The sequence below is a fragment of the Pontibacter sp. HSC-14F20 genome (assembly GCF_019599265.1).
In the GTDB taxonomy this organism is placed as follows: Bacteria; Bacteroidota; Bacteroidia; order Cytophagales; family Hymenobacteraceae; genus Pontibacter.
Genome location: NZ_JAHZTC010000001.1, coordinates 278,515 through 298,860 on the forward strand (window position 1 = coordinate 278,515; position 20,346 = coordinate 298,860).

General features: G+C 49.5%; 23 protein-coding genes. 3 read left to right on the top strand and 20 right to left on the bottom strand.

All coding sequences use genetic code 11. From position 1 onward, the window contains the following. Nucleotides 1-590: 590 nt before the first annotated feature. Entirely contained in the window at nt 591-1,976 is a 1,386-nt protein-coding gene (locus tag K3G39_RS01265) for a vanadium-dependent haloperoxidase (RefSeq protein ID WP_220624346.1), read from the top strand. Nucleotides 1,977-2,474: 498 nt separating this feature from the next. On the opposite strand, the gene K3G39_RS01270 is transcribed toward K3G39_RS01265, so the two are convergent. The 20 genes from K3G39_RS01270 to K3G39_RS01365 form a co-directional block, all read right to left on the bottom strand. Next, nucleotides 2,475-3,431, bottom strand: a complete 957-nt coding sequence (locus tag K3G39_RS01270) for a calcium/sodium antiporter (RefSeq protein ID WP_220624347.1) — start codon at nt 3,429-3,431, stop codon at nt 2,475-2,477. 62 nt (nt 3,432-3,493) lie between these two features. Then, nucleotides 3,494-3,961 (bottom strand): small multi-drug export protein, encoded by a 468-nt coding sequence (locus tag K3G39_RS01275; protein WP_220624348.1) that lies wholly within the window; start codon nt 3,959-3,961, stop codon nt 3,494-3,496. Nucleotides 3,962-4,116: 155 nt separating this feature from the next. Then, nucleotides 4,117-5,541 carry a dicarboxylate/amino acid:cation symporter gene (locus K3G39_RS01280; protein ID WP_220624349.1) on the bottom strand — a complete coding sequence of 475 codons (1,425 nt, stop codon included), beginning with the start codon at nt 5,539-5,541 and terminating at the stop codon, nt 4,117-4,119. Between the two features lie 22 nt (nt 5,542-5,563). After that, nucleotides 5,564-5,794: a twin-arginine translocase TatA/TatE family subunit gene (locus K3G39_RS01285; RefSeq protein ID WP_220624350.1), complete on the bottom strand. Its 231-nt coding sequence runs from the start codon at nt 5,792-5,794 to the stop codon at nt 5,564-5,566. A gap of 259 nt (nt 5,795-6,053) precedes the next feature. Further along, nucleotides 6,054-6,398, bottom strand: coding sequence for a hypothetical protein (locus K3G39_RS01290; RefSeq protein WP_220624351.1), 345 nt, complete (start codon nt 6,396-6,398; stop codon nt 6,054-6,056). 184 nt (nt 6,399-6,582) lie between these two features. Then, a complete protein-coding gene (locus tag K3G39_RS01295; RefSeq protein ID WP_220624352.1) occupies nt 6,583-8,232 on the bottom strand; it encodes a bifunctional UDP-sugar hydrolase/5'-nucleotidase in 1,650 nt (549 codons plus the stop codon). A gap of 101 nt (nt 8,233-8,333) precedes the next feature. Beyond that, complete coding sequence (locus K3G39_RS01300) at nt 8,334-9,062, bottom strand: VIT1/CCC1 transporter family protein (RefSeq protein WP_220624353.1); 729 nt, start codon at nt 9,060-9,062, stop codon at nt 8,334-8,336. 87 nt (nt 9,063-9,149) lie between these two features. Then, on the bottom strand, nt 9,150-10,094 hold the full coding sequence (locus tag K3G39_RS01305; RefSeq protein ID WP_220624354.1) for a sterol desaturase family protein: 945 nt from the start codon (nt 10,092-10,094) through the stop codon (nt 9,150-9,152). A 23-nt stretch (nt 10,095-10,117) separates the two neighbouring features. Beyond that, complete coding sequence (locus K3G39_RS01310; protein ID WP_220624355.1) at nt 10,118-10,570, bottom strand: DsrE family protein; 453 nt, start codon at nt 10,568-10,570, stop codon at nt 10,118-10,120. 80 nt (nt 10,571-10,650) lie between these two features. After that, complete coding sequence (locus tag K3G39_RS01315; protein ID WP_255593716.1) at nt 10,651-11,274, bottom strand: TlpA disulfide reductase family protein; 624 nt, start codon at nt 11,272-11,274, stop codon at nt 10,651-10,653. Between the two features lie 119 nt (nt 11,275-11,393). Further along, the gene (locus K3G39_RS01320) at nt 11,394-11,807 is read right to left on the bottom strand and encodes a DUF6691 family protein (RefSeq protein ID WP_220624356.1); all 414 of its coding nucleotides are present in this window, start codon (nt 11,805-11,807) and stop codon (nt 11,394-11,396) included. A 26-nt stretch (nt 11,808-11,833) separates the two neighbouring features. Continuing rightward, nucleotides 11,834-12,391: a YeeE/YedE family protein gene (locus K3G39_RS01325; RefSeq protein ID WP_220624357.1), complete on the bottom strand. Its 558-nt coding sequence runs from the start codon at nt 12,389-12,391 to the stop codon at nt 11,834-11,836. Nucleotides 12,392-12,487: 96 nt separating this feature from the next. Next, on the bottom strand, nt 12,488-12,817 hold the full coding sequence (locus K3G39_RS01330) for a rhodanese-like domain-containing protein (protein WP_220624358.1): 330 nt from the start codon (nt 12,815-12,817) through the stop codon (nt 12,488-12,490). 159 nt (nt 12,818-12,976) lie between these two features. Continuing rightward, nucleotides 12,977-14,389 carry a rhodanese-like domain-containing protein gene (locus tag K3G39_RS01335; RefSeq protein WP_220624359.1) on the bottom strand — a complete coding sequence of 471 codons (1,413 nt, stop codon included), beginning with the start codon at nt 14,387-14,389 and terminating at the stop codon, nt 12,977-12,979. A 122-nt stretch (nt 14,390-14,511) separates the two neighbouring features. Continuing rightward, nucleotides 14,512-15,372, bottom strand: a complete 861-nt coding sequence (locus tag K3G39_RS01340; protein ID WP_220624360.1) for a sulfite exporter TauE/SafE family protein — start codon at nt 15,370-15,372, stop codon at nt 14,512-14,514. Between the two features lie 307 nt (nt 15,373-15,679). Next, nucleotides 15,680-16,327, bottom strand: coding sequence for a Crp/Fnr family transcriptional regulator (locus K3G39_RS01345; RefSeq protein ID WP_220624361.1), 648 nt, complete (start codon nt 16,325-16,327; stop codon nt 15,680-15,682). A gap of 118 nt (nt 16,328-16,445) precedes the next feature. Next, on the bottom strand, nt 16,446-17,783 hold the full coding sequence (locus tag K3G39_RS01350; protein ID WP_220624362.1) for a rhodanese-like domain-containing protein: 1,338 nt from the start codon (nt 17,781-17,783) through the stop codon (nt 16,446-16,448). Nucleotides 17,784-17,909: 126 nt separating this feature from the next. Further along, a complete protein-coding gene (locus tag K3G39_RS01355; protein ID WP_220624363.1) occupies nt 17,910-18,752 on the bottom strand; it encodes a universal stress protein in 843 nt (280 codons plus the stop codon). A 2-nt stretch (nt 18,753-18,754) separates the two neighbouring features. After that, the gene (locus K3G39_RS01360) at nt 18,755-19,216 is read right to left on the bottom strand and encodes a class I SAM-dependent methyltransferase (RefSeq protein ID WP_220624364.1); all 462 of its coding nucleotides are present in this window, start codon (nt 19,214-19,216) and stop codon (nt 18,755-18,757) included. Further along, entirely contained in the window at nt 19,192-19,413 is a 222-nt protein-coding gene (locus tag K3G39_RS01365) for a hypothetical protein (RefSeq protein ID WP_220624365.1), read from the bottom strand. The genes K3G39_RS01360 and K3G39_RS01365 overlap by 25 nt, the downstream gene beginning before the upstream one ends. Nucleotides 19,414-19,648: 235 nt before the next feature. Here K3G39_RS01365 and K3G39_RS01370 point away from each other — a divergent pair, with 235 nt between their 5' ends. Together K3G39_RS01370 and K3G39_RS01375 are read left to right on the top strand one after the other, a co-directional pair. Beyond that, the gene (locus K3G39_RS01370; protein ID WP_255593720.1) at nt 19,649-19,822 is read left to right on the top strand and encodes a hypothetical protein; all 174 of its coding nucleotides are present in this window, start codon (nt 19,649-19,651) and stop codon (nt 19,820-19,822) included. Between the two features lie 6 nt (nt 19,823-19,828). Then, nucleotides 19,829-20,332, top strand: a complete 504-nt coding sequence (locus tag K3G39_RS01375; protein WP_220624367.1) for a DUF2243 domain-containing protein — start codon at nt 19,829-19,831, stop codon at nt 20,330-20,332. Nucleotides 20,333-20,346 lie beyond the last annotated feature (14 nt).

Below are 20,346 nucleotides of genomic sequence, written 5' to 3' on the forward strand. Positions count from 1 at the left end.
AGATAATAAGCATTTTGAATTAGTACTGTATAAATAATTTATTTTTACATACCAATAGCGTCAATCTGCCTCTCCTTTTTATACCCTTTACAAATATTATACTTTCAACGGTAGGTCGGAGGCCTGCTTTACACCTCTGAAAACGTACTGTAAATGTTAAGTAAATGCTTAACAAGATAGGATAAGCAGTCTGGCTTTTCCTTTTCATATGTTCTGGCATCCCGTTGCAGGCTCATTAATTGGCTGTTATTCCTAGTGCCCCTCAACTCCCTCGCAATTTCACCTTTCCCAAAAAGGTAAGTGCCCGTAAAGCATTTCCTGAAGAAGTGTTTCGATTATTCTAACCCGCCGGGCAGGGCCTAGAAAGTAACAGGTAATCGGTAGTTTACAGCTTTCTAGTATATTGGTGCCTTTTCCCCAAAGCAACTCATCCCTACTTGCTTTTGTAATCGCTGGCTAAATCCTGGTAGCAGGTGCCCTGCTGCGATTGCTCTTTTATAGCTATTTGTTAGGTCTCAGGCATTGCCCGCTTCTGACAAATAATCTCTTTTTTACTGTGCCTCATATAATAAACTAATACAATCTAAAACATGAAAACTGTATACAGAATTATTGGAGGGCTTCTAATTGTTGTCTTTTTGGGGGCCTGTGAAAAGGATGAGATAGGATCTCTGAACCCTGCTGCTACAATTGCTTCCGATGCGAAGGGTGTAGATAACTTCAACAACGGCATGATCAACTCTTATAGTAGCAATGTTGTGCTGCAGTGGAATGTATTGTTAGGTCAAAACATAGACGGACTTATTCCACAGCCTGCAGAAGTTAAGATTTATGCTATGGTTACGCTGGCTATGCACGATGCCCTGAACAATGTTCTTCCAAAATATGAGACCTACGCCCTGAATAATCTGAATGTGGATGTAAGCGGTATCTCCAGAAAGAACATTCATGCTGTTGCCGACGCTGCAGTTTCACAGGCCGCCCATGATATGATTGTACAGCTCCGATCGCAAGCTACTTCAGATGCCGATGCACTATTGGGTACGATCCTTTCAGACATTGATGACGAAACCATGAGAGCTAGGGGCATTGACATTGGCAGGAGAGCCGCTGCTGCCGTACTTGCTAAAAGGGCTGCTGATTTCCCTTTAACATTTGCATCCTCTGTCTTAGGCACATCGCCAGGTGAGCACAAAGGAAATTATGAGCCGTGGGTTATGAGATTTCCAATGTTTCAGAATCCGGTATACGCTCCCAACCTGGGTAGGCTGACTCCGTTTGGTATCGAATCCGGTGATCAGTTTAGAGACGAAGCGCCATACCCTCTGAATTCAGCTGAATATATAGCGGACTATAATGAAGTGAAAGCACTTGGCTGCACCGAATGCCCTTTAAGAACGGCAGAGCAAACCGAGATAGGTGCGTTTTGGGTGGAAAACACGTCCAGTTCAATGAACAGGCTGGCCAGAGTGTTGATTGTTCAGCGGAAACTGGATGGCTGGGAAGCTGCCCGGCTGATAGCACTTATCGAAATGTCGCAGATTGATGCTTACATCGCCTCGTTCGAGGGTAAATACCAGTTCAATTTCTGGAGACCAATTACAGCCGTGAGAGAGGGTGATCAGGATGGGGTAGATGCTACGACAGGAGATGTTGATTGGACACCGACTTTTGACACACCGCCCACGCCCGATTTTCCTTCTACGCACGCCTACAATGGTGCTGCTGCCTCCGCAGTTTTTAAATCCTTTTTCCATTCAGATCAAATTAACCTCAATCTCATAAGCCCATACAATGTGGTTGGAGTTGAGCGCCATTATAGAAGTTTCTCGCAGATTGCCTATGAAAACGCTGTGTCCAGGATTTATATAGGTTACCATTTCAGGTACGCGGTTGAAGTTGGTTTAAGGCAGGGAACAGAACTTGGGTACTATGTTTATGAAAACAACCTGAGAGAACTCAAAAAGGTCCTTTAGTTTTCTTGCTCAAAGTAGCTCCGCACTTTCGGAATTGCAATCCTAAAACAGAGTAAGTGCAGATCTATCATCCTTAAGAGTAATGGCAGCAGCTACCGGCAAACAGACGGATTGAAAATCCACAGTTAACAGGTTTCGGATTGCAAATCCGGAACCTGTTAACCGACCTCGTGGTGTCTTCTAGACACGCCAGTGTCTGACAGATCGGCCGTCGCCTAACAGGTATAGGTATAGCAGAGGCTGTTGGTTGAGACACTCGCGATACCTTCTGACGCCGCGAGTGCTTTACTTCACATACTGCTCCTGCTCCGTTTTCCGCAACAGGCCCAGGCTATGAAGCGTTTGCAGCAGACTATCGATTTGTTGGAGGCGCTGGACTCAAATTGTTGCAGCAGGTCATGTGTGGTGGCTGGCCACTCGTGCAGCTGTAAGGCTATCAAAACAACAGGCCCTCCTCCGCAACCGGAAGAGGGCCTGTTGTTTTGATAGCGATTATACCTACTCCTGACTAATCAGCAGCCCGAGGTAGCCCACATACAGCAGCAGGAAAACCATACCTTCCCAGCGGGCGAGTTGCCGGCCGCGACCCGTAAAGATGAAAATGAACAGCAACAGACCAGCGGCGATGTTCATGATGATGTCCGTAAAGGCAGCCGGGGCCACCTGTAGCGGCGTTACGATAGTAGATACCCCCAGTATCAGGAAAATGTTGAAGATGTTGGAGCCCACTACGTTACCAATCGCGATGTCCACGTTCCGTTTGCGTACCGCCATCACCGAAGTTGCCAGTTCGGGCAGTGAAGTGCCCACCGAAACGATCGTGAGTCCGATGATTCGCTCAGAAAGGCCAAAAGCCTGCGCAATGCCCACGGCGCTGTCCACAATCAGTTTGCCACCCAAAACTAAGCCAGCCAGCCCCAGCACGATGAACAGGATAGACTTGAGGTAAGTATAGTCTTTAGCTTCCGATTCTTCTTCGTCGTTGCCGCCTTTCGCGATCATTAGGTTATAAACCAGGAAAATACAGAAGAACAGAAGCAGAAGAAGGCCATCAGATCTGGAAATGATATTGGAGCCTGTACCGTCCAGTATAACATCGCTGGCAACGAAGAAAACCGCTACCGCGGCCAGCAGACTGAGTGGTATTTCGAGCCAGGTGGTGTTTGATTTTACAGCCAGCGGATAGATAACCGCGCAGACACCCAGAATACCCAGCACGTTGAAGATATTACTACCCATGATGTTACCCAGCACGATTTCGGTGTTGTTATTGATGGCCGCGAATACGTTCACCACCAACTCCGGCGCCGAGGTGCCAAAGGCCACAATGGTTAGACCGATCACGATGTTAGGTATACCCAATTTTTTAGCCAGTGAAGAGGCAGCATCGACCAGTTTGTCGGCGCCGAAAATAAGGGCGACGAAGCCAACCAGGAGCAGGAAAATATTTAGCATGTCAGTTGAATTTTGGCAGAGCCAATTGCAAAATTTTATGTAGATATAGAGGTAATGTCTTTTTACGGAAGGGTTTTCAGTCCCATGTTTCCAAGGTATGAGCCGGCAGCCATGAGCAGGCACGAAATAATCACCCCGATGCTCACCGCCATGAACGCCTTGTAGCGCTCTATCTTTAGAAAATAGGCCGCCAGCGTACCCATATAAGCGCCGGTCCCGGGCAGCGGAATCATCACAAAAACCATCAGGCCCCAGAAGCCATACTTCTGTATGTCAGCACCTACGCCTTTTTTGGCTCTTCTGCCCAGCTTGATCACGCCTTTCTTATAGGTCCGGTTAGGCCAAAGTTTTTTGCTGAACGACTCGATCAGCCAGGCCAGCAAAGGGAAAATAAGCAGGTTGCCGATAAGTCCTACCGCAAAAGCCCAGAAAACAGGCATATCATTCAGCACGGCGTACGGAATGCCCGCCCGCGCCTCCCCAAAAGGGGAGATGCTAAGCAGGAAAGTATACATCAGTATTTCAAACATAAAAAGAGACGGGAGAGAATATCTCCGGTAAAAATGTAAAGGTAAGTAATACACCGTCAATTTTGTTTCAGGACCTGGCGTGTATTTGCAATCGGGCAGCTTTTTCAGCTAACATTTTGCTATACCCATCAAAATAACCCTTCCAAAAACAGGCTTTAAACGGCAACAGGTTTTTCTTCTTCCTGCAGCAACTCAGGGTTTGTTGTTTCTACCAGGCCAGTTTCCGGGTGCGGATCGAACTCGCCTTCCCAGCGTGCCACTACGGCGGTGGCCAGGCAATTGCCGGTTACATTAATGGAAGTGCGGGCCATGTCCATGAGTTCGTCTATACCTAAAATGGCGAACAGCGGCCACACCGGCAGATTAAAGGAAGCGACCGTGCCCAGTAGGATCACAAGCGAGGCACGCGGCACACCGGCTACGCCTTTGCTGGTGAGCATCAGCGTGAACACCATCAGCAATTGTTGTTCCCAGGTTAGATCGATACCGGCAGCCTGCGCCACAAACACGGCGGCCAGCGCCAGGTATAGCGTCGTGCCGTCGAGGTTAAAACTGTAGCCGGTCGGCATTACAAAAGCTACTATACGGCGCGGTACACCCAGCTTCTCCATCTCCTCCATAGCACGCGGCAAGGCCGCCTCCGAACTGGTAGTGGCAAAAGCAATGGACACCGGACCCGAAATAGCTTTCAGGAAACGCACGATCGGAACGCGGGCGATGAGCGCAATCGGCAGGAGCACCAGCAGCAAAAAGGCCAGCAGCGCCACGTAGAGCGTGGCCAGCAACTGAAACAAATTCACCAGTATGCCAAAGCCCATGTGGCCCACCGTGTAAGCAATGGCCGCACCCACACCTATCGGCGCAAAGTACATAATGATGTTTGTGAACTTGAACATCGTCTCAGAAAGGCTCTCGCAGAAGTCGATCATCGGCTTGCGCATTTTCTCCGTTACCATGGCCAGACCAATGGCAAAGATCACGCTGAACACCACGATCTGCAGTACCTGCCCCTCGGCTACTGACTTGGCAATGTTCTCAGGAAATACGTGTAGGATGATGTCGGACCAGGTTTGTTTAACCGGCGCCTGAATCTCCTCCGTCTCCGCAATACTTGTCATATCGATGCCTTCGCCGGCTTTGCTGATGTTAATGGCAGCCAGACCAATGAAAAGGGCAAGGGTGGTCACTACCTCAAAGTATAGCAAGGCTTTCCAGCCCATGCTACCGATCTGCTTCAGGTTGGCATGCCCGGCTATACCTACCACCAGCGTGGCAAAGATGAGCGGCGCGATGATCGTTTTGATCAGCTTCAGGAACACCTTACTCAGTACGTTGAGGTTTTGAGCGAACTGCGGAAAATCGTAACCAATCTGGGCACCGACCACCATGCTGATTAGGATCCAGGTGGTGAGGGAGCGCTTCTGTAGTCCGTAAAGCAGCAGCACGCCGGTACCTCCCCAACGGATCGCAGTGAGGACTTCGGTTGGCAGCGCAATAATTTCATACTGCTGGAGCACCGTGAGGAGAGCGGCAATGCTGATACAGATCAGGGTTGCCAGTGGCAAAAAGGCCTTCTTCATATAGCTAGCGAAAAGGGTTGTACTAGTTAGAAGAAGGGTTTTTGCCCGGTCCGTCCTTGTCGTTTACAGACTTGTCGAGCTCACTTTTGATCTCGTTTGTAGCGTCTTTGAACTCGCGGATGCCACGACCCAGGCCGCGGGCCAGTTCAGGTATGCGTTTGGCACCAAATAATAGCAGGATAGCAAATATGATAATGGTTACTTCGGCGCCTCCCAGGCTTCCTATGAAGGCAAAAATTCCAATGCTGTTCATTTGTGATATGTAAATGAGTTTTGAGTAGAGTTGATTGATTCAATTACTCCCTGTTGGCAGAAGTGCTACGACAGCAGATAGGGGCCGCCATACAAAAAGTATAGGGCTGCAAAAGCTGCTTGGTAAACACGTGCAGACAACAGGTACAGGAAAAGAAGGATGTAGCAGGCTGTGAAACAGCACCGGCTATACCTGCGGGTACCAGGCGATGCTGGTAAATTGACGCAGGTTTATTCTGAAAAGGGAATACAGGAGGGACCTAGGGAGCCTGGGGCTGACTGGAAGTATAGAAAAACTGACAGAAGAAATTATCGCCAGGGGCCCGGGCCGCATAGGGAGGGACCGCTTTCTGGCGTGTGAACCGGATCAGTTGTGTCCGGAAAACAGTGGCCGCAGGCTGTAAATTGAATGTAAGGGTGGCGGCTGTTCCTTCCTCGGCCAGGTATAGCATACCCGACTGCAGCCCGGTGACGCTGTTGTCGCTGCTTACCGTTTCGTCCTGTGCTATACCTGCTTGGTTGTGCTGAACCAGCTGTGTTGTATCAAAGGCATACGTTTGTGTGCTCTGGAGCAGAACGACCCAGAGCAGAGCAATCGACATCATGAAATGCCTCAAAAAGCGGTATTCAGGCAGAAACAGGGCCATAAGCAACCGCAAATATACTATTATTTGCAAGGAAGTCAGTGAACCTGAAGTATATATTTAGCCTCCGGAAGTGATTAATAATGATAGGAGCAGCCACCTGTTTAAAGAAAAGGCCTGCTCCGGTTAGGCAGGCCTTTTAGTTTTATCGGAAAGTATAGTCCACGTTTGGCAGCTGCGACAGTACCGGAGCTTCCAGGTCGAGCGCTTTGGCGCGCCCGTCAATCTTCGGGGCCACGGTGCCATGGTGCTTCAGGTATTCCTCCAGCACATCATGCACTGTATAGTCGAGCACTTTTGGGTCTTTAGCGTTGGGCATGCGGCAGAGCATGTGCTCGGACTCACCTCTACGTAAACAGGCCGCCAGGGTATACACTTTGTTCAGATCCAGTGGCTTTCCAACTACCGTAATCGACTGTACCCGTTGCCCTTTCGGAGCATTGGCGTTGAAGTTCATTTCCATACCTGAGAAACGAACCACCCAGCCTCCGAAGCGCTCCAGTGGATTTTCAGCAAACACGTTGTGCAGCTCTTTTTCCATCCAGTCATGTATCTGCTGGCCGGTCGCCTTGCCTACTTTGGCGTTCTCGTTCACAGGCAGCATATTCCATACATCACTTACAGTTATCGGGGCTTTGCCGTCGGCACCGGGCACGATCGGTGTGCTGAACCGGAAACCATTGGAGAAGGCAATGTCAGCACCGGTTTTCCAGCGTAGAGCATCGGTGATCATATTGTCCATGGCATTTTCGACTACCAGGTAGCGGTAAAGCGGTTCGGAGGTATAGCCCAGCACCCGATCCATCTCCTGCTTGTAAGGGGCCATTTGCGCCTCCACTATACCTTGTACCACCGGGTCGGCAGGGTATACGGCCGGGTCCACATCAATCAGTTCGTAACGCTGCCCCACAATCTTGCCGTCTTTTACCTCCAGGTCGAGGCGGCCAACAAACGAGGCGAAAGCGCCCGGCTCCACTACCTGCGCATATTTGCGCTGCAGCGGCTTCCGGATTCTTTCATGGGTATCGTTGCCCAGCACAAAGTCCACGCCCTCAATTTCAGGCTGGTCGGCCAGGTAAATCTGCTTCGAAATGCCCAGGTGCGTAACTAGAAAGAGGATGTCTACACCTTGTTCTTCTTTCAGCTCTTTGATCAAAGGCTGCAGGTTATCTTCCAGCCCTGTAAACACAAGGCCCTTGCTAAAGGATGGGTTCTGACGGATGGGCACTTCCGGGTCGTTATAAGAAATAAATCCAAGCTTGACGCCTTTCACTTCCTTCACCATATAAGGCGGGTATAAAAGTTCGTTGGTTTGCTCGTCCCAGATGTTGGCGCACACGACCGGTTTGCCATAGGAATTGAGCACGTCGCGCATTTTTTGGCTGCCGAAGATCACCTCCCAGTTGCCCGGAATGAGAAAGTCGTAGTCCATGGCGCTGATAACGGGGCCAAAAACGGCTCCTTCAGAAAGCGCCGCCACGGCACTGCCCTGTATCAGATCACCGCCATCCACGATTACGGTGCCGCCTGGGTTTTCGGCTTTCATCTGCTTGAAAATTGTTTGGATATTGGCTACGCCGCCGCGCTCTTTAAATACGAACTTACCGTTTTCGACGAACATTTCCTGATGAGGCAAAAGTTGTCCGTGAATGTCGGCTGTCTGCAGGATGGTAATGGTTTCGACGCCTTCTTCTTTTTGCGTCTGTGTTTCTTCGGTAGAGGCGGACTGGCAGGAGGTAAAGCCAAGTGCCAGGATAGGTAGAGCAGCGAGGAGAAGCTGAAGGTTTCTTTTCATGGTGAGGTTGAATGTTGAGAGGCAAGCCCGATTTTCAGGCTTTCCTACAAATATGACCTAAAGAAAACCGACCGGGTGTGACTATTGTCACAGGCATGGATTTACATAAACACGCTTTCCAGCACATCGCCTACAAAATAGGCCAGCGAGGCAGCCAAACCGCCCAGCAAAAGTGTCTCCGCTATACCTGCCAGCACGTTGCGCTCGGTCACAATACTTTTCAGAACTCCCACAATGGTCAGGGCTATACCTGTCAGCACACTCGAATAGAGGAACAGCTCGGTGCTGTCCATACCTGAATCGAGACCGGCGAAAATGTAGGCCAGCAGTGGGATAGAACCTACCAGGATGAAGCTGAGAAAAGTAACCGAGGCAGTTTTGACGGGCGTTTTGCCGTCTTTGGTCATTTCGAGTTCTTCTTTCATCATGGTGTCCACCCACACATCTTTGTCAGAAGTGATCACTTTTACAACCTGGTCGAGGAGTTCGCCTTTAAAACCTTTGGCCGCGTAGATTTCCCGGATTTCCTGTTTTTCCATTTCGACCGAGTGCTCGACCTCCCAGTACTCGCGGGTCTTATGCCGGTCGAAATTATCGCGTGTGGCTTTGGTGGAGAAGAAGTTACCCACCGACATGGAAAAGCCGTCCGCGATCAGGTTAGCCATCCCCAGGATGATCACGACGGATGTGCCCAGGCTGGCGCCTTCCGCGCCCGCCACCACAGCAAAGGTGGTAATGGCGCCGTCGACACCCCCATACACAAACTCAGAAATGTATTCTTTCTTGAAAAAGAGAATTTTATCATCCGCCTGTTTTTCGAGGTGTTGCATGGTGCGGGCTTTTAGGTTGAAGTGTAGCTAAATTACAGGTAAAAAAGAAAGTACTCGAGCCAGGCGTGAGATGGTTGTAATAAAAGCTTAATTCAGCTGACTAACCTCTTCTGCAGGTATAGCCTCATCCGCTTTCTCTGAACTAACCAGTTGCTCAGGTATAGCCGAACGCTCTCTGAAAGGATAAATCTGTTGCGTTACAAAAGACGTCGGATAAGCTTCCACATCTTCAAAACCGAGTTCAATATCACGGCCGTCTGCGGGCATATAAACTGTTCCGAACAGATAATCCCACACACTCAGGCTAATGCCGTAATTGGCGCCGTAACGATGAGGGATGTGCCTGGCGTGGTGCCAGATGTGCATCTGCGGATTGTTGAGCAGATAGCGCAGCGGACCCAACGGAATGTGCAGGTTGGAATGATTGAAATGGCCTATGGTAGTGGCGAAAATATGCACCAGGAAAAAATCCTGGATACCAAAGCCGATCATGGCCAGCGGTATGTACTCGATGGTGCGGTATACTACAGTTTCGCCCCAGTGAAAGCGCAGGTGCGCCGCAAAACCCATCTGCTGCACCGAGTGATGTACCTTGTGAAAGCGCCACAGAAAATCGGAGCGGTGCAGGAGGCGGTGCACGTTCCATTGTATGAAATCGCGCAGCACAAAAAGTGTAAGCAACTGTGCCCACACCGGCGACGACTGTATCTCAAAAGCCACCAGATTCTGTATGCCGAACAGGCCCAGGAAATCGTTGAAAGCCTCTACGCCAATATTGGAAATGGCATTGAAACCGACCAGCGAGAACAGGAAAAAGTTAAAAAACATGTAGAAGCCGTCGAGCCAGAAATCCTGCCGGATTTTGGCCTGGGTTTTCCGCCACGGCACCACAATTTCAAGCAGCCAGAAAACTAGCGACAGCCCCATCAGCCAGTAAAAATAATTGCCCCAGCTTGGGTGCAGCATCTCCTGCCACAGGTAGTTCCCGTAGTCTGAAAACGAACGCGTGAAGATGTGCCAGTATTTTTCCATTCGGCTATACCTGAACCAGCAATTTAAAACTTAATGTAGCCCCAGCCATCGTCCTGCTTCATAATGATTTCGCCTATACCCATTGGTACTGTCGGCACACCGGGTGATAGCTGATTTTTAGAGACTTTTTGCACTTGCATGGTGTTTTCGCAGGCTACAAACTGAACGCCTTTTTCCTGCAAAGCTTTAATGGCAGCAGCCTGTTTGGTTTTGTCTGTCACCAACAAATGTAGTGCTTTGCCATGTACTACTACCTCGATCTGCGCATCAGGCCAGCCACGCTTGATGTTGTTAAGTTGCCGCATCAAACTGGTATAGCGGGCCGTGTCGCCTTCGGCCAAATCATATACTATGCGGCGGTGCGTAGCTTGCTCTGCTTTTGTGGTAGCTGAACTTTTATCAGATTTCTTTTGCGCGAAGGCAGCAGGAGCGGTCATCATGGCGATTAAGATAACAAAGATCAGCTTCAGTTTCATAAAAAGCAGCTAAAGGGGATGATTAAATTCTATGACCGTGATGCAGGCTTGTGCTGTTTAAACTAGATTTGGGAAGAGCTTTATTTTGCTAATCCCAGCAAAAACTCGCGCACTTCCTTGGTATCGTATTCGGCCATACCTTCCTGCTTCGCCACAATTTTTCCTTCGGGCGAGATAATGAACGTGGTAGGTATAGCGGTGCTGTAAAACTCCTGCGGAAACTGGCTGCCCGGGATATAAACCGGGAAGGTATAGCCTTTCTTGTCGATAAACTTCTTCACCTTCGCCATACCGCCTTCGTCAACCGACAACATCACAAATGCCACTTTGTTTGGGTCCATTTTCTTGTACAGGCTATGGATATTGGGCATCTCCGCAATGCAAGGCGGACACCAGGTTGCCCAGATGTTGAGGAAAATCACCTTGCCCTTCAGGCTTTCGAAAGCAACAGTTTTGCCATCCAAGTCTACCATTTTAAATCCGGCACCTGCCATGGACGCGTTGGCACTTGCAAACGAAGTTGTTTCTGATGTAGCAGTCACTTCATCGATGCTCGGCACATCGGCGTTTTTTATACCTGTGGCCAGCAAAATGCGCTGCACCTGCCCGATGGCTTCGGTGTGTAAGCCTGTCAGGTATAGGATGCCGAAAATACCAAGTGTGATCGCCCAACCGGGTATATTTTTGATTGAAAATTTATTCATGCTCAAGGTATATAAATACTAAAGGGTGAATGCTGCTAGGGTATTTGGTAAAGAAGCTACTCTGTTAGCTAACCAATACCCTATACCGCAGGTTCAGAATGCTGCGGAATTGATTTAAATTAATGCGGCAGTCTGTCTTTTACAATGCCATAAAAAAAGGTACCTGCCAGGGCGCCACCAATCGCGATCAGAATTACCCAGTAGCTGTAACCTATGTTCACAAACATCGGGCCCGGACAAGCGCCTGTCAGGGCCCAGCCCAAGCCGAATATGCTGCCGCCAATGAGGTAGCGAGGAACCGACTTTTCTTTGGGTGTGAACACGATCGGGTTGCCCTGGTAGTCGCGCATTTTAAATTTTTTGATCAGGAAAGTGGCCAGTGTGCCCAGTACCACCGCCGTACCGATGATGCCATACATGTGGAAGTCCTGGAAACGGAACATCTCCTGAATACGGAACCACGAAATCGCCTCTGACTTACTCATCACGATGCCGAACACGATGCCGGCTATTATAAATTTAATACTTTTCACGATTTATAGTTTAGATTAGTGACGACTTAGAAAATTAAAGGCATCAACATAAAAGTGGTGATCAGACCACCGATGAAAAAGCCGATTACAGCGATAAGAGAGGGTAGCTGCAAATCCGAAATACCACTGATGGCATGACCCGAGGTGCAGCCTCCTGCGTAGCGCGAGCCAAACCCGATCGCAAAACCGCCCAGTAGCAAAATCAGGAATCCTTTAAGTGTAAATGCAGCGCTCAGACTGAAAATTTCCTCCGGCTGCATACCGTCCGGCGATGTTATTCCCAGTTGCTGCAGATCCTCAACAGTGGACTGCGAGATCTGAACTGCTTCCCCGTTCGATAGGAATTCTGCCGAAATAAAACCACCGATGATGGCACCAACCAGGAACAACAGGTTCCAGGTCTGGGCGCGCCAGTCGAAGTCAAAAAACTTAACTTTTTTGCCGGCACCGCAGGCCGAACAGATGGTGCGCAGGTTGGAAGAAAAACCAAACGACTTGCCGAAAAACAACAGCATCACCATGATAGAAGCGATCACGATACCCGAGGTATACCAAGGCCATGGTTGTCTTATAAGCTCTAACATAACTTTTTAAAAATTTAATTACCGTTTTTGATTGGGAGAGAAGAGCAGGAAAAGAGCGAGGTCGCATGCCCCTTCCGTATCTGCTCCAGTTTTTATTTAGTTGTTTGGCCAGGAGCCTACACCTCCCGCAAGGTTGTAGCACTTGAAGCCCTGTGCGCTCATCAACTCGCAGGCAGAGGCGCTGCGGCTGCCGCTGCGGCAGAATACAAAGTAGAATGTGTCCTTGTTCAGCGAGCCCAGTGCGTTCTGGAACTGCCCGGTGGTTACGTCCAGGTTCTTTGCTCCTTTGATCGTGCCGGAAGCAAATTCGCCGGCTGTTCTTACGTCCAGCAGTTGTGCTTTCGGAGCGTTCAGGTAATTGGCCTTGAATGTTTTCCCGTCCAGATTTTCGTAGTTCTTGGGAGCGGATCTAAAGATATGGAACATGGCTTACGGGCTTTAATTATTGACTTATTTTGATGACAATACAAAGTTACAGGTATAGCCGGAGCGGTACAGTGACTTTGGTCACGCAGCCTGTTATGAAATAAAAGCGGGGACAATTAATACCGTCCCCGCTTCCATTTTTAACTATACTAAACTATTTTACTTCAGTGTAGAAGGACAAACGTAAGCCGTTCTGGGAATCTCCGTTTCTGAGATAGCCTTATAACCGCCTTCCACGTTGATCACATTGTCAAAACCTCTTGCCTTGAGGATAGATGCCGCGATCATGGAGCGATAGCCACCGGCGCAGTGGATGTACATATCTTCCTCCTTCGGCAGCTCGGCCAGGTGGTCGTTCAGGTAATCGAGCGGGGCATGTAGTGCCGTCTCCACGTGCTCTGCCTGATACTCGCCCGGCTTGCGCACGTCTACTATTTTTATATTGTTGTCTTTTGCATAATCAGCAGCAAATGTAGCGGCAGTGATAGACTTGATCGTGTCCACTTCTTTGCCAGCCTCTTTCCAGGCCGCAAAGCTTCCCTGCAGATAGCCCAGGGTATTGTCGTAGCCGACACGGGCCAGTCTGGTCACTACTTCTTCTTCACGGCCTTCATCGGCAATGTACAGAATCGGCTGCTGCACATCCGGTATAAGGGCACCTACCCACGGAGCGAAATTGCCGTCAATACCGATGTTAATTGAGTTCGGAATCAAGCCGGCTGCAAACGTTTCCGGTTTACGGGTGTCCAGCACCAGAGCACCTGTTTCGTTCACGGCTGCCTCAAAAGCCTCCGGCGACAGTGCCTGCTGGCCTTGCGTGAGCACGTCCGCAATATTGGCGTAGCCTTCTCTGTTCATTTTCACGTTCATCGGGAAGTAACCCGGAGGAGGAAGCAATCCGTCGGTCACTTCTTTTACAAACTCTTCTTTGGTCATGTCGGCACGCAGGGCATAGTTCACCTTTTTCTGATTGCCGAGCAGGTCGGTCGTTTCTTTGCTCATGTTTTTGCCACAGGCCGAGCCCGCACCGTGCGCCGGGTATACGACCACATCATCGGGCAATGTCATGATCTTGTTGCGCAGCGAGTCGTACAGGTGTGCGGCCAGTTGCTCTTCCGTCAGATCAGATTTTACTGCCAGGTCAGGACGGCCTACGTCGCCGATGAACAGCGTGTCGCCGGAAAAAATCGCTGTTTCCTTACCGTTTTCGTCGAGCAGCAAGTAGGTAGTCGATTCCATGGTGTGACCCGGTGTGTGCAGCACCCTGATGATTACGTTGCCTAACTTCAGCTCTTCGCCATCGGTGGCGGTGTAGGCATCAAAAGTAGGGTAAGCATTTGGGCCGAAAACGATCTGTGCACCAGTAGCTTTGGCCAGATCCACGTGCCCCGAAACGAAATCGGCGTGGAAGTGTGTTTCCAGCACATATTTTATTTTGGCATTGGCTTTTTCGGCCTTCTCCAAGTATGGGTTTATCTCGCGAAGCGGGTCGATAATGGCCACTTCACCGTTGCTTTCGATATAGTAAGCGCCCTGTGCCAGGCAGCCGGTATAGATCTGTTCTACTTTCATGGGTATAGGGTTTTGAGTCATTTAATTAATCGTTGAGGCTGTCTGAAGTACTTGCAATGACAATACAAATATCTGAATATAATCGGTGTGGTACAGTGACTTTGGTCACGCTGTGTGTTTTTTTAGAAGAAAAGCTCTTTTCCGATGATATACATACCCATCACCAGGACAAACCAACCAAAAGCAGTCTTGAGTTTGTCGGCATGGATTTTAGCGGAAAGGAAGGTGCCAATGAAAATACCAGCGATCGAAATACTTGAGAAGATAGCCAGGAACATCCAGTCGATTTCGTAGTTGAAGATGTCGCCGATAAAACCGAAAAGGGACTTGGCCGCGATGATCAGCAGGGAAGTGCCTACCGCCATTTTCATGTCGAGTTTACTGAAAAGCACCAGCGCAGGTATAATCAGGAAGCCACCGCCCGCACCGACTAATCCGGTAAGTGTGCCCACTACCAGACCCTCGGCCAGAATGCCGCCGTAGTTGAATTTCGGTTTCGGATGTTTTTCTGCCGGATCGGTATGCTCCACATCCAGCGCAGTGTCAATGTTCTCGTCAACCGGATCAGCAGCGTCAGCCGGTAGCGTTTTTTTCTTCCTGATCATGCTGATCGAAGCGAACACCATCAGGCCGGCGAACAAGAGCATGAGCAGGATTCCTTTGGTCACCAGAAAATCACCTACCGAAAAGATTTCTTCAGGTATAGCCGGCACCAGGTAGCGGCGCGTCAGGTATACCGCCACAATAGAGGGCAGACCAAATACCACGGCCGTCTTCATGCTCACCAGTCCATTTTTGTAGAATTTGTAAGAACCCACCAGACTGGTAAGGCCCACGATAAAAAGTGAGTAAGCAGTTGAGATAACCGGACTTAGCCCGATCAGGTATACCAAAACCGGCACCGTCAGAATAGAACCACCGCCCCCGATCAGTCCAAGTGAAAGTCCGATCAGCAGGGCTGCGAAATAACCTAGTATTTCCATTGATTATGTTGTTTGTTTTGTAATCTAGTACAAAGGTATAGCGGCTGAAAAGGATGTTCAGTGACTAGTATCACAAAGTAGTTTAGGAGTTAAGGGATTTCAGAGTTTGTGAGGTAAGAATAGTAGGGAAGGTAGCAAAGGCTTGCTGCCAACATAAGCGTTCTATTGTCATTTCGAACAAAGTGAGAAATCTGAAATCGTACGGTAAACCTGAAATAAATCAAATCTCCCCCGTAGGTCGAAATGACAGATTGGGTGCGGCTTTCCTTAAGTTGAGAGCTTTGGGTCACTACCTGTCTCTATATACCTAAACTACCTCCAGATCATGTACTTCAATGTAATTTCGTTGCAATGAGATGGCACCGGTTTGTTCCAGTTTTTTGAGGAGGCGGGAAATGACTTCGCGGGAACTATTGAGCTCGAGGGCGATTTGCTGGTGGGAAAGGCGGATTTCTTTGCCGCTCACTTTTACGTGGCGCTTGAGGTAGAAAACCAGGCGCTCGTCGAGGCCTTTAAAGGCGATGCTGTCGAGTGTTAGCAGCAATTCTTCGAAACGCTGGCGGTAGGAGGCGATCACAAAGTTGTGCCAGCTCTTGTATTTGGCCAGCCATTGCTCGGAAAGGTGGGAAGGTATCAGGATCACTTCTGCATCGGTTACGGCTTTGGCCATGATCTGGCTTTGCTCGTCGCGGGCGGTGCACATCATGGACATAGCGCAGGCGCTGCCTGGCTCCAGGTAGTACATCAGGAACTCGTTTCCTTCATCGTCCTCGCGGTATACCTTGAGCAGTCCGCTCAGGAGCAGCACCGTGGAGCGGATGTACTGCCCGGTGCGCATCACCTCTTCGCCTTCCTCTACCTGCCGGATGGTGCTGTGCGCCATTATCTCAACGAGAAGGGGTTGCTCAAACTGCGGGAATTTATTCAGGATGTCTTCTTTCTGCGTTATTTCCATGGTTAGGTATACGTGTCGTGCTGGTTTGGATAGATGTTAAGGTATAGCAAGTAAATGCAAAAAACCAGTGCTGGCACTAAATGCGCCCGCACTGGTCAATATTAATTTTGTATGATGCTTATTTAAAGTCGTTTATAGCTTCACTTAGGTCGAGTACCCTGGCTTCAGGAAGTGCGGCTTCCACAATGCTGCTGCCTGCAGCAGAGCGGTAACCTGCCGCACAATGCACCACTACTGGCTTGTCCGTCGGAATTTCTTGTGCCCGTTCACGCAACTCCGGTAGTGGAATGCTGATGGCATTAGCAAAATACTTACCGCCTTTTACCTCAGAAGTGTTGCGCACATCCACAATGGTATACTCATCCTGATTGGCTTTAAATTTGGCCACATCCAGTTCAGGTGATGTCTCTTCAGCTGCTTCGGTCTGCACAAAGGCCCCTTCAATCAGCAATTCATACCCGATCTTGGAAGACTTGCGGATCAGGTCGTCCAGTTCTGCTTCAGTTTCAGCGATCAGGTAGAAGCGCTCATTCGGGCCAATAATGCTACCCAGCCAGGTTTCAAACTTGCCGCCATTCTGAATGTTGATGGCCCCTTCGAGGTGTCCTTTCTTAAAGACTTTCTCGCTTCGAGCATCGACAATGACAGCGCCTTTACAAGGCTTGAAATTTTTCTCTTGTTTTTTTACGCCTGCTATACCTGGCTGTAGGGCAGGAGCGCCTTTTTTGTTCAAACCCACATCGTAACCAAAGTATTTTGGTATAAACGGCTGGTCTTCTGTCAGCACTTTCACGAAAGCTTCTTCGCTCATGTCCTGCAGGGCGTAGTTGCTCAATTTCTCTGCACCGATTGTGCTGCTGTTGGCACTGCTCAGGCCTTTGCCGCAAAGCGAACCGGCACCGTGCGTCGGGTACACCAGCACGTCATCGTTTAATTTCATCAGCTTATCGCGGGTGCTCTTATACATTTGGCGGGCCAGTTCTTCGCGCTTGGCTGTTACGTTACCGGCACTCTCACGCAGGTCCGGACGACCCACATCACCGATGAACAATGTATCGCCTGTAAACACGGCAATGTCTTTGCCCTCGTGCTCCAGCACAATGCTGATGCCGTCAGGGGAATGGCCCGGTGTGTGCAGCGATTTCAGTTTGATGTCGCCAATTTCGAGCACCTCACCTTCATCAAAAGTTTTGTGTGGATAGTCGGCGCCAACTAAGCTGTGGGCATAAATTGTGGCGCCCGTTTTCTGATGTATTTCAAGGTGAGAGCTCACAAAGTCGGCATGCGGATGCGTCTCGATCACGCCCACGATTCTGGCATTGTTATTCGCTGCGAAGTCGTAGTAGGGCTGAGGGTCGCGGGCCGGGTCTACCAGAACCACTTTGCCGATTTTTTCACTCAAAATGGCATAAGCGTAATGTGCCAGGCCTTTGTCTTCAAACTGTTTTATTTTCATGTCTATCGCGGTTAATGTGTAGGATTAGCTGGTTTTTGCTTTTTTTATGATGTTGCAAATTTAAGGTATACGCAAGCAACACAAAGTGATAGAAGTCACATAGCGCTTATCAGTGTAAATATATTATTATTTTAAGTGATAGGTGAGCAGTGGGCGGATGCAGCGGTTGACCATTGTCTCAGCGATGCTGCCATAGAAAATGTGGCCGAACCCATTACGTCCATGCGTACCGATAAGCACCAGGTCCATCTCTGTTTCACGGTTGAAATTGCGCATGCCGGCCGGTACTTTCGCAGCACTCTTAAAATGAATTTCAAAGTTCTGTAGCTGCAATCTTGAAGCAAATCGCAGCATCTGTTGTATCGTCGCTTCTAGTTTCTGATCGTCATCTTTCTGAATGATCTGCAGCAGGTGCAATTGCGCGCCGAACAGCTGGAGCAAAGTCTTGATGGTATTAACAGTCTGCTGCGGTTGTTTCTCAGCAGCAAAGTCTGCGACCCACAAAATGTTCTGGATCGGCGTGATAGAAGCATCTTTCTGGATCGTAATGACAGGTATAGGCGTATGCCGCACCACATGCTGTGCTTCAGAACCGGATAAGCGCTCGAACCAGCCATCGGCTTCCTCGGTACCCATGATGATCAGGTCGGTCTGTTGCTGTTCGGCATACCCAGTCAGGCTGGTGGTAAGGCCCCCGTATACCACGGCACTGGTAAATTCAATATTAGCCTGTTTCCTGAGCTCCTCGAATTGTTGTTGCGCTTTCTGTTCCCGGGCATACAACTCTGCTCTGTCTATACCTTCTGAAGAGTCGGTAGTGCCAGCCCATTCGGCAGCGTTCACCTGAATCACGTGCACCAGATGGAGATTAGCGGAAGCTTTTTCAAGCAGCAGGTTCAGAAATTGCAGTGCTTTAAAGGATACCGGCGTGAAGTCCACGGGTACCATAATGTTGAGTGTCTTTTTCATTGTCAATTGCTTGATGAACACCTATTTAGCTGTTCTATGTTATATCTGATTTGTGCTTTCGGTTTTGTAGCTACAAACCGGATCACGAATCCGGGGCCACTATGGTATGCGCCTTCACGCAGGATAATTTCCTTTTCCTCCAGCACCTTCACTGCCATACCTGCGAAGTCTTGTTGCAGCATGTCAGCGGTATAGAGCATGGACTCGTCTTTAGGCCCGCCCGAGGTATAGCCTAGTTGCTTAGGATGAAAAGCCTCCAGTATAACTGTGCCGCCTGGCTGGAGCCATTGCTTTACTTTGTAGTGCAACCTTTGGCGCAGGACCGGCTGGAAGTGCGCATAAATCAGTGCCACGGCATTTATACTTTCGGACTCAATTGTAAAGCTGTCAGCATTAGCCAGGTGGTAATTTATACTTACGCCTTGCTTATCAGCCAGCCTCAGCGCTTTCTCCTGGCCAGCCACGCTGTGCTGTAATCAAAGGCCAGCACATCCCAGCCTTGCGAGGCAGCATATACCGCATTCCGGCCTTCGCCCGCTGCAGGCAACAGGATCTTACCGGGGGCCAGACCCTGTAATTGTTCTTTAAAAAAGACGTTCGGCTCACTCCCGTATACCATCTCCTGTTGGCGATAACGCTCTTTCCAGAATTGCTGCATCATGGTTTTCGTTAATGGACAGTACAATGGTCGTCCCTTTATTTGTGGCGTTCAGTGACAATGGTTACACACGATGTAATACTGAGAACATACTACTAAACCCTGAACCTGAGCACAGTGAATGGGCATGAAAAGCAACTAAAGCGCTCGAAGGCAGGTATAGGAGTGCAGAGAATCGATGTGGATTTTACAGGTATAGCACATGGTGAAAAGCTCTTATTTACTACTCTGTCTTGCATTGCCATTAGCACTGATTCTACTTGTCAGCTTGCCAGCCCTGGCCTGTACCACCTGTAACCGTCCCTTGCAGGCGGCCATCTTCGACGAAAGCTTTCTGAAACTATTCTTTTACATGCTGTTGCCTTTTCTCTTCATCTGGGCGGCGGTATACCGACTGCACAAACTCAAATAGCGCGCTATGAAAAGACAAATACCCCTTGAGGAAGTGACGCCTGTCCGCACGGGTCCGCTGATTGCAGCGGCCACGCTCATAGGTATAGGTATGGGTGGTTTTGTAGACGGCATCGTGCTGCACCAGATTCTGCAGTGGCACCAGATGATATCTGCCAAACTGCCGCCTGACACGCTCCTGAACAAAGAGACTAACATGTTCTGGGATGGTATCTTTCATGCCTTCACCTGGCTCACTACCGCGCTAGGCATTTACCTGCTCTGGCGGGTGGCGCGTGAGCGTAAAGCGGTGTTGTCGAATCGTATTTTCGGGGGCAGCCTGCTGTTTGGTTTCGGTTTGTTCAATGTAGTGGAAGGCATCATCGACCACCATATACTTGTGCTTCACAATGTGCGCGAGATCAGCGCCAGCCCCTCGGCCTGGAACTTCGGCTTTCTGGGTATATCGCTGGTGATGCTGGCAGTTGGGTGGATGCTGGTGCAAAAGGGCAGGAGAGAGGCGCAGCCGTGAACGTCAACAGTAAA

What these genes read in the sequence shown, in the direction of transcription:
- K3G39_RS01265 (WP_220624346.1), top strand. Translation starts at nt 591, where the DNA reads ATGAAAACTGTATACAGAATTATTGGAGGGCTTCTAATTGTTGTCTTT.
- K3G39_RS01270 (WP_220624347.1), bottom strand. Translation starts at nt 3,431, where the DNA reads ATGCTAAATATTTTCCTGCTCCTGGTTGGCTTCGTCGCCCTTATTTTC.
- K3G39_RS01275 (WP_220624348.1), bottom strand. Translation starts at nt 3,961, where the DNA reads ATGTTTGAAATACTGATGTATACTTTCCTGCTTAGCATCTCCCCTTTT.
- K3G39_RS01280 (WP_220624349.1), bottom strand. Translation starts at nt 5,541, where the DNA reads ATGAAGAAGGCCTTTTTGCCACTGGCAACCCTGATCTGTATCAGCATT.
- K3G39_RS01285 (WP_220624350.1), bottom strand. Translation starts at nt 5,794, where the DNA reads ATGAACAGCATTGGAATTTTTGCCTTCATAGGAAGCCTGGGAGGCGCC.
- K3G39_RS01290 (WP_220624351.1), bottom strand. Translation starts at nt 6,398, where the DNA reads ATGATGTCGATTGCTCTGCTCTGGGTCGTTCTGCTCCAGAGCACACAA.
- K3G39_RS01295 (WP_220624352.1), bottom strand. Translation starts at nt 8,232, where the DNA reads ATGAAAAGAAACCTTCAGCTTCTCCTCGCTGCTCTACCTATCCTGGCA.
- K3G39_RS01300 (WP_220624353.1), bottom strand. Translation starts at nt 9,062, where the DNA reads ATGCAACACCTCGAAAAACAGGCGGATGATAAAATTCTCTTTTTCAAG.
- K3G39_RS01305 (WP_220624354.1), bottom strand. Translation starts at nt 10,094, where the DNA reads ATGGAAAAATACTGGCACATCTTCACGCGTTCGTTTTCAGACTACGGG.
- K3G39_RS01310 (WP_220624355.1), bottom strand. Translation starts at nt 10,570, where the DNA reads ATGAAACTGAAGCTGATCTTTGTTATCTTAATCGCCATGATGACCGCT.
- K3G39_RS01315 (WP_255593716.1), bottom strand. Translation starts at nt 11,274, where the DNA reads ATGAATAAATTTTCAATCAAAAATATACCCGGTTGGGCGATCACACTT.
- K3G39_RS01325 (WP_220624357.1), bottom strand. Translation starts at nt 12,391, where the DNA reads ATGTTAGAGCTTATAAGACAACCATGGCCTTGGTATACCTCGGGTATC.
- K3G39_RS01330 (WP_220624358.1), bottom strand. Translation starts at nt 12,817, where the DNA reads ATGTTCCATATCTTTAGATCCGCTCCCAAGAACTACGAAAATCTGGAC.
- K3G39_RS01335 (WP_220624359.1), bottom strand. Translation starts at nt 14,389, where the DNA reads ATGAAAGTAGAACAGATCTATACCGGCTGCCTGGCACAGGGCGCTTAC.
- K3G39_RS01340 (WP_220624360.1), bottom strand. Translation starts at nt 15,372, where the DNA reads ATGGAAATACTAGGTTATTTCGCAGCCCTGCTGATCGGACTTTCACTT.
- K3G39_RS01345 (WP_220624361.1), bottom strand. Translation starts at nt 16,327, where the DNA reads ATGGAAATAACGCAGAAAGAAGACATCCTGAATAAATTCCCGCAGTTT.
- K3G39_RS01350 (WP_220624362.1), bottom strand. Translation starts at nt 17,783, where the DNA reads ATGAAAATAAAACAGTTTGAAGACAAAGGCCTGGCACATTACGCTTAT.
- K3G39_RS01355 (WP_220624363.1), bottom strand. Translation starts at nt 18,752, where the DNA reads ATGAAAAAGACACTCAACATTATGGTACCCGTGGACTTCACGCCGGTA.
- K3G39_RS01365 (WP_220624365.1), bottom strand. Translation starts at nt 19,413, where the DNA reads ATGATGCAGCAATTCTGGAAAGAGCGTTATCGCCAACAGGAGATGGTA.
- K3G39_RS01375 (WP_220624367.1), top strand. Translation starts at nt 19,829, where the DNA reads ATGAAAAGACAAATACCCCTTGAGGAAGTGACGCCTGTCCGCACGGGT.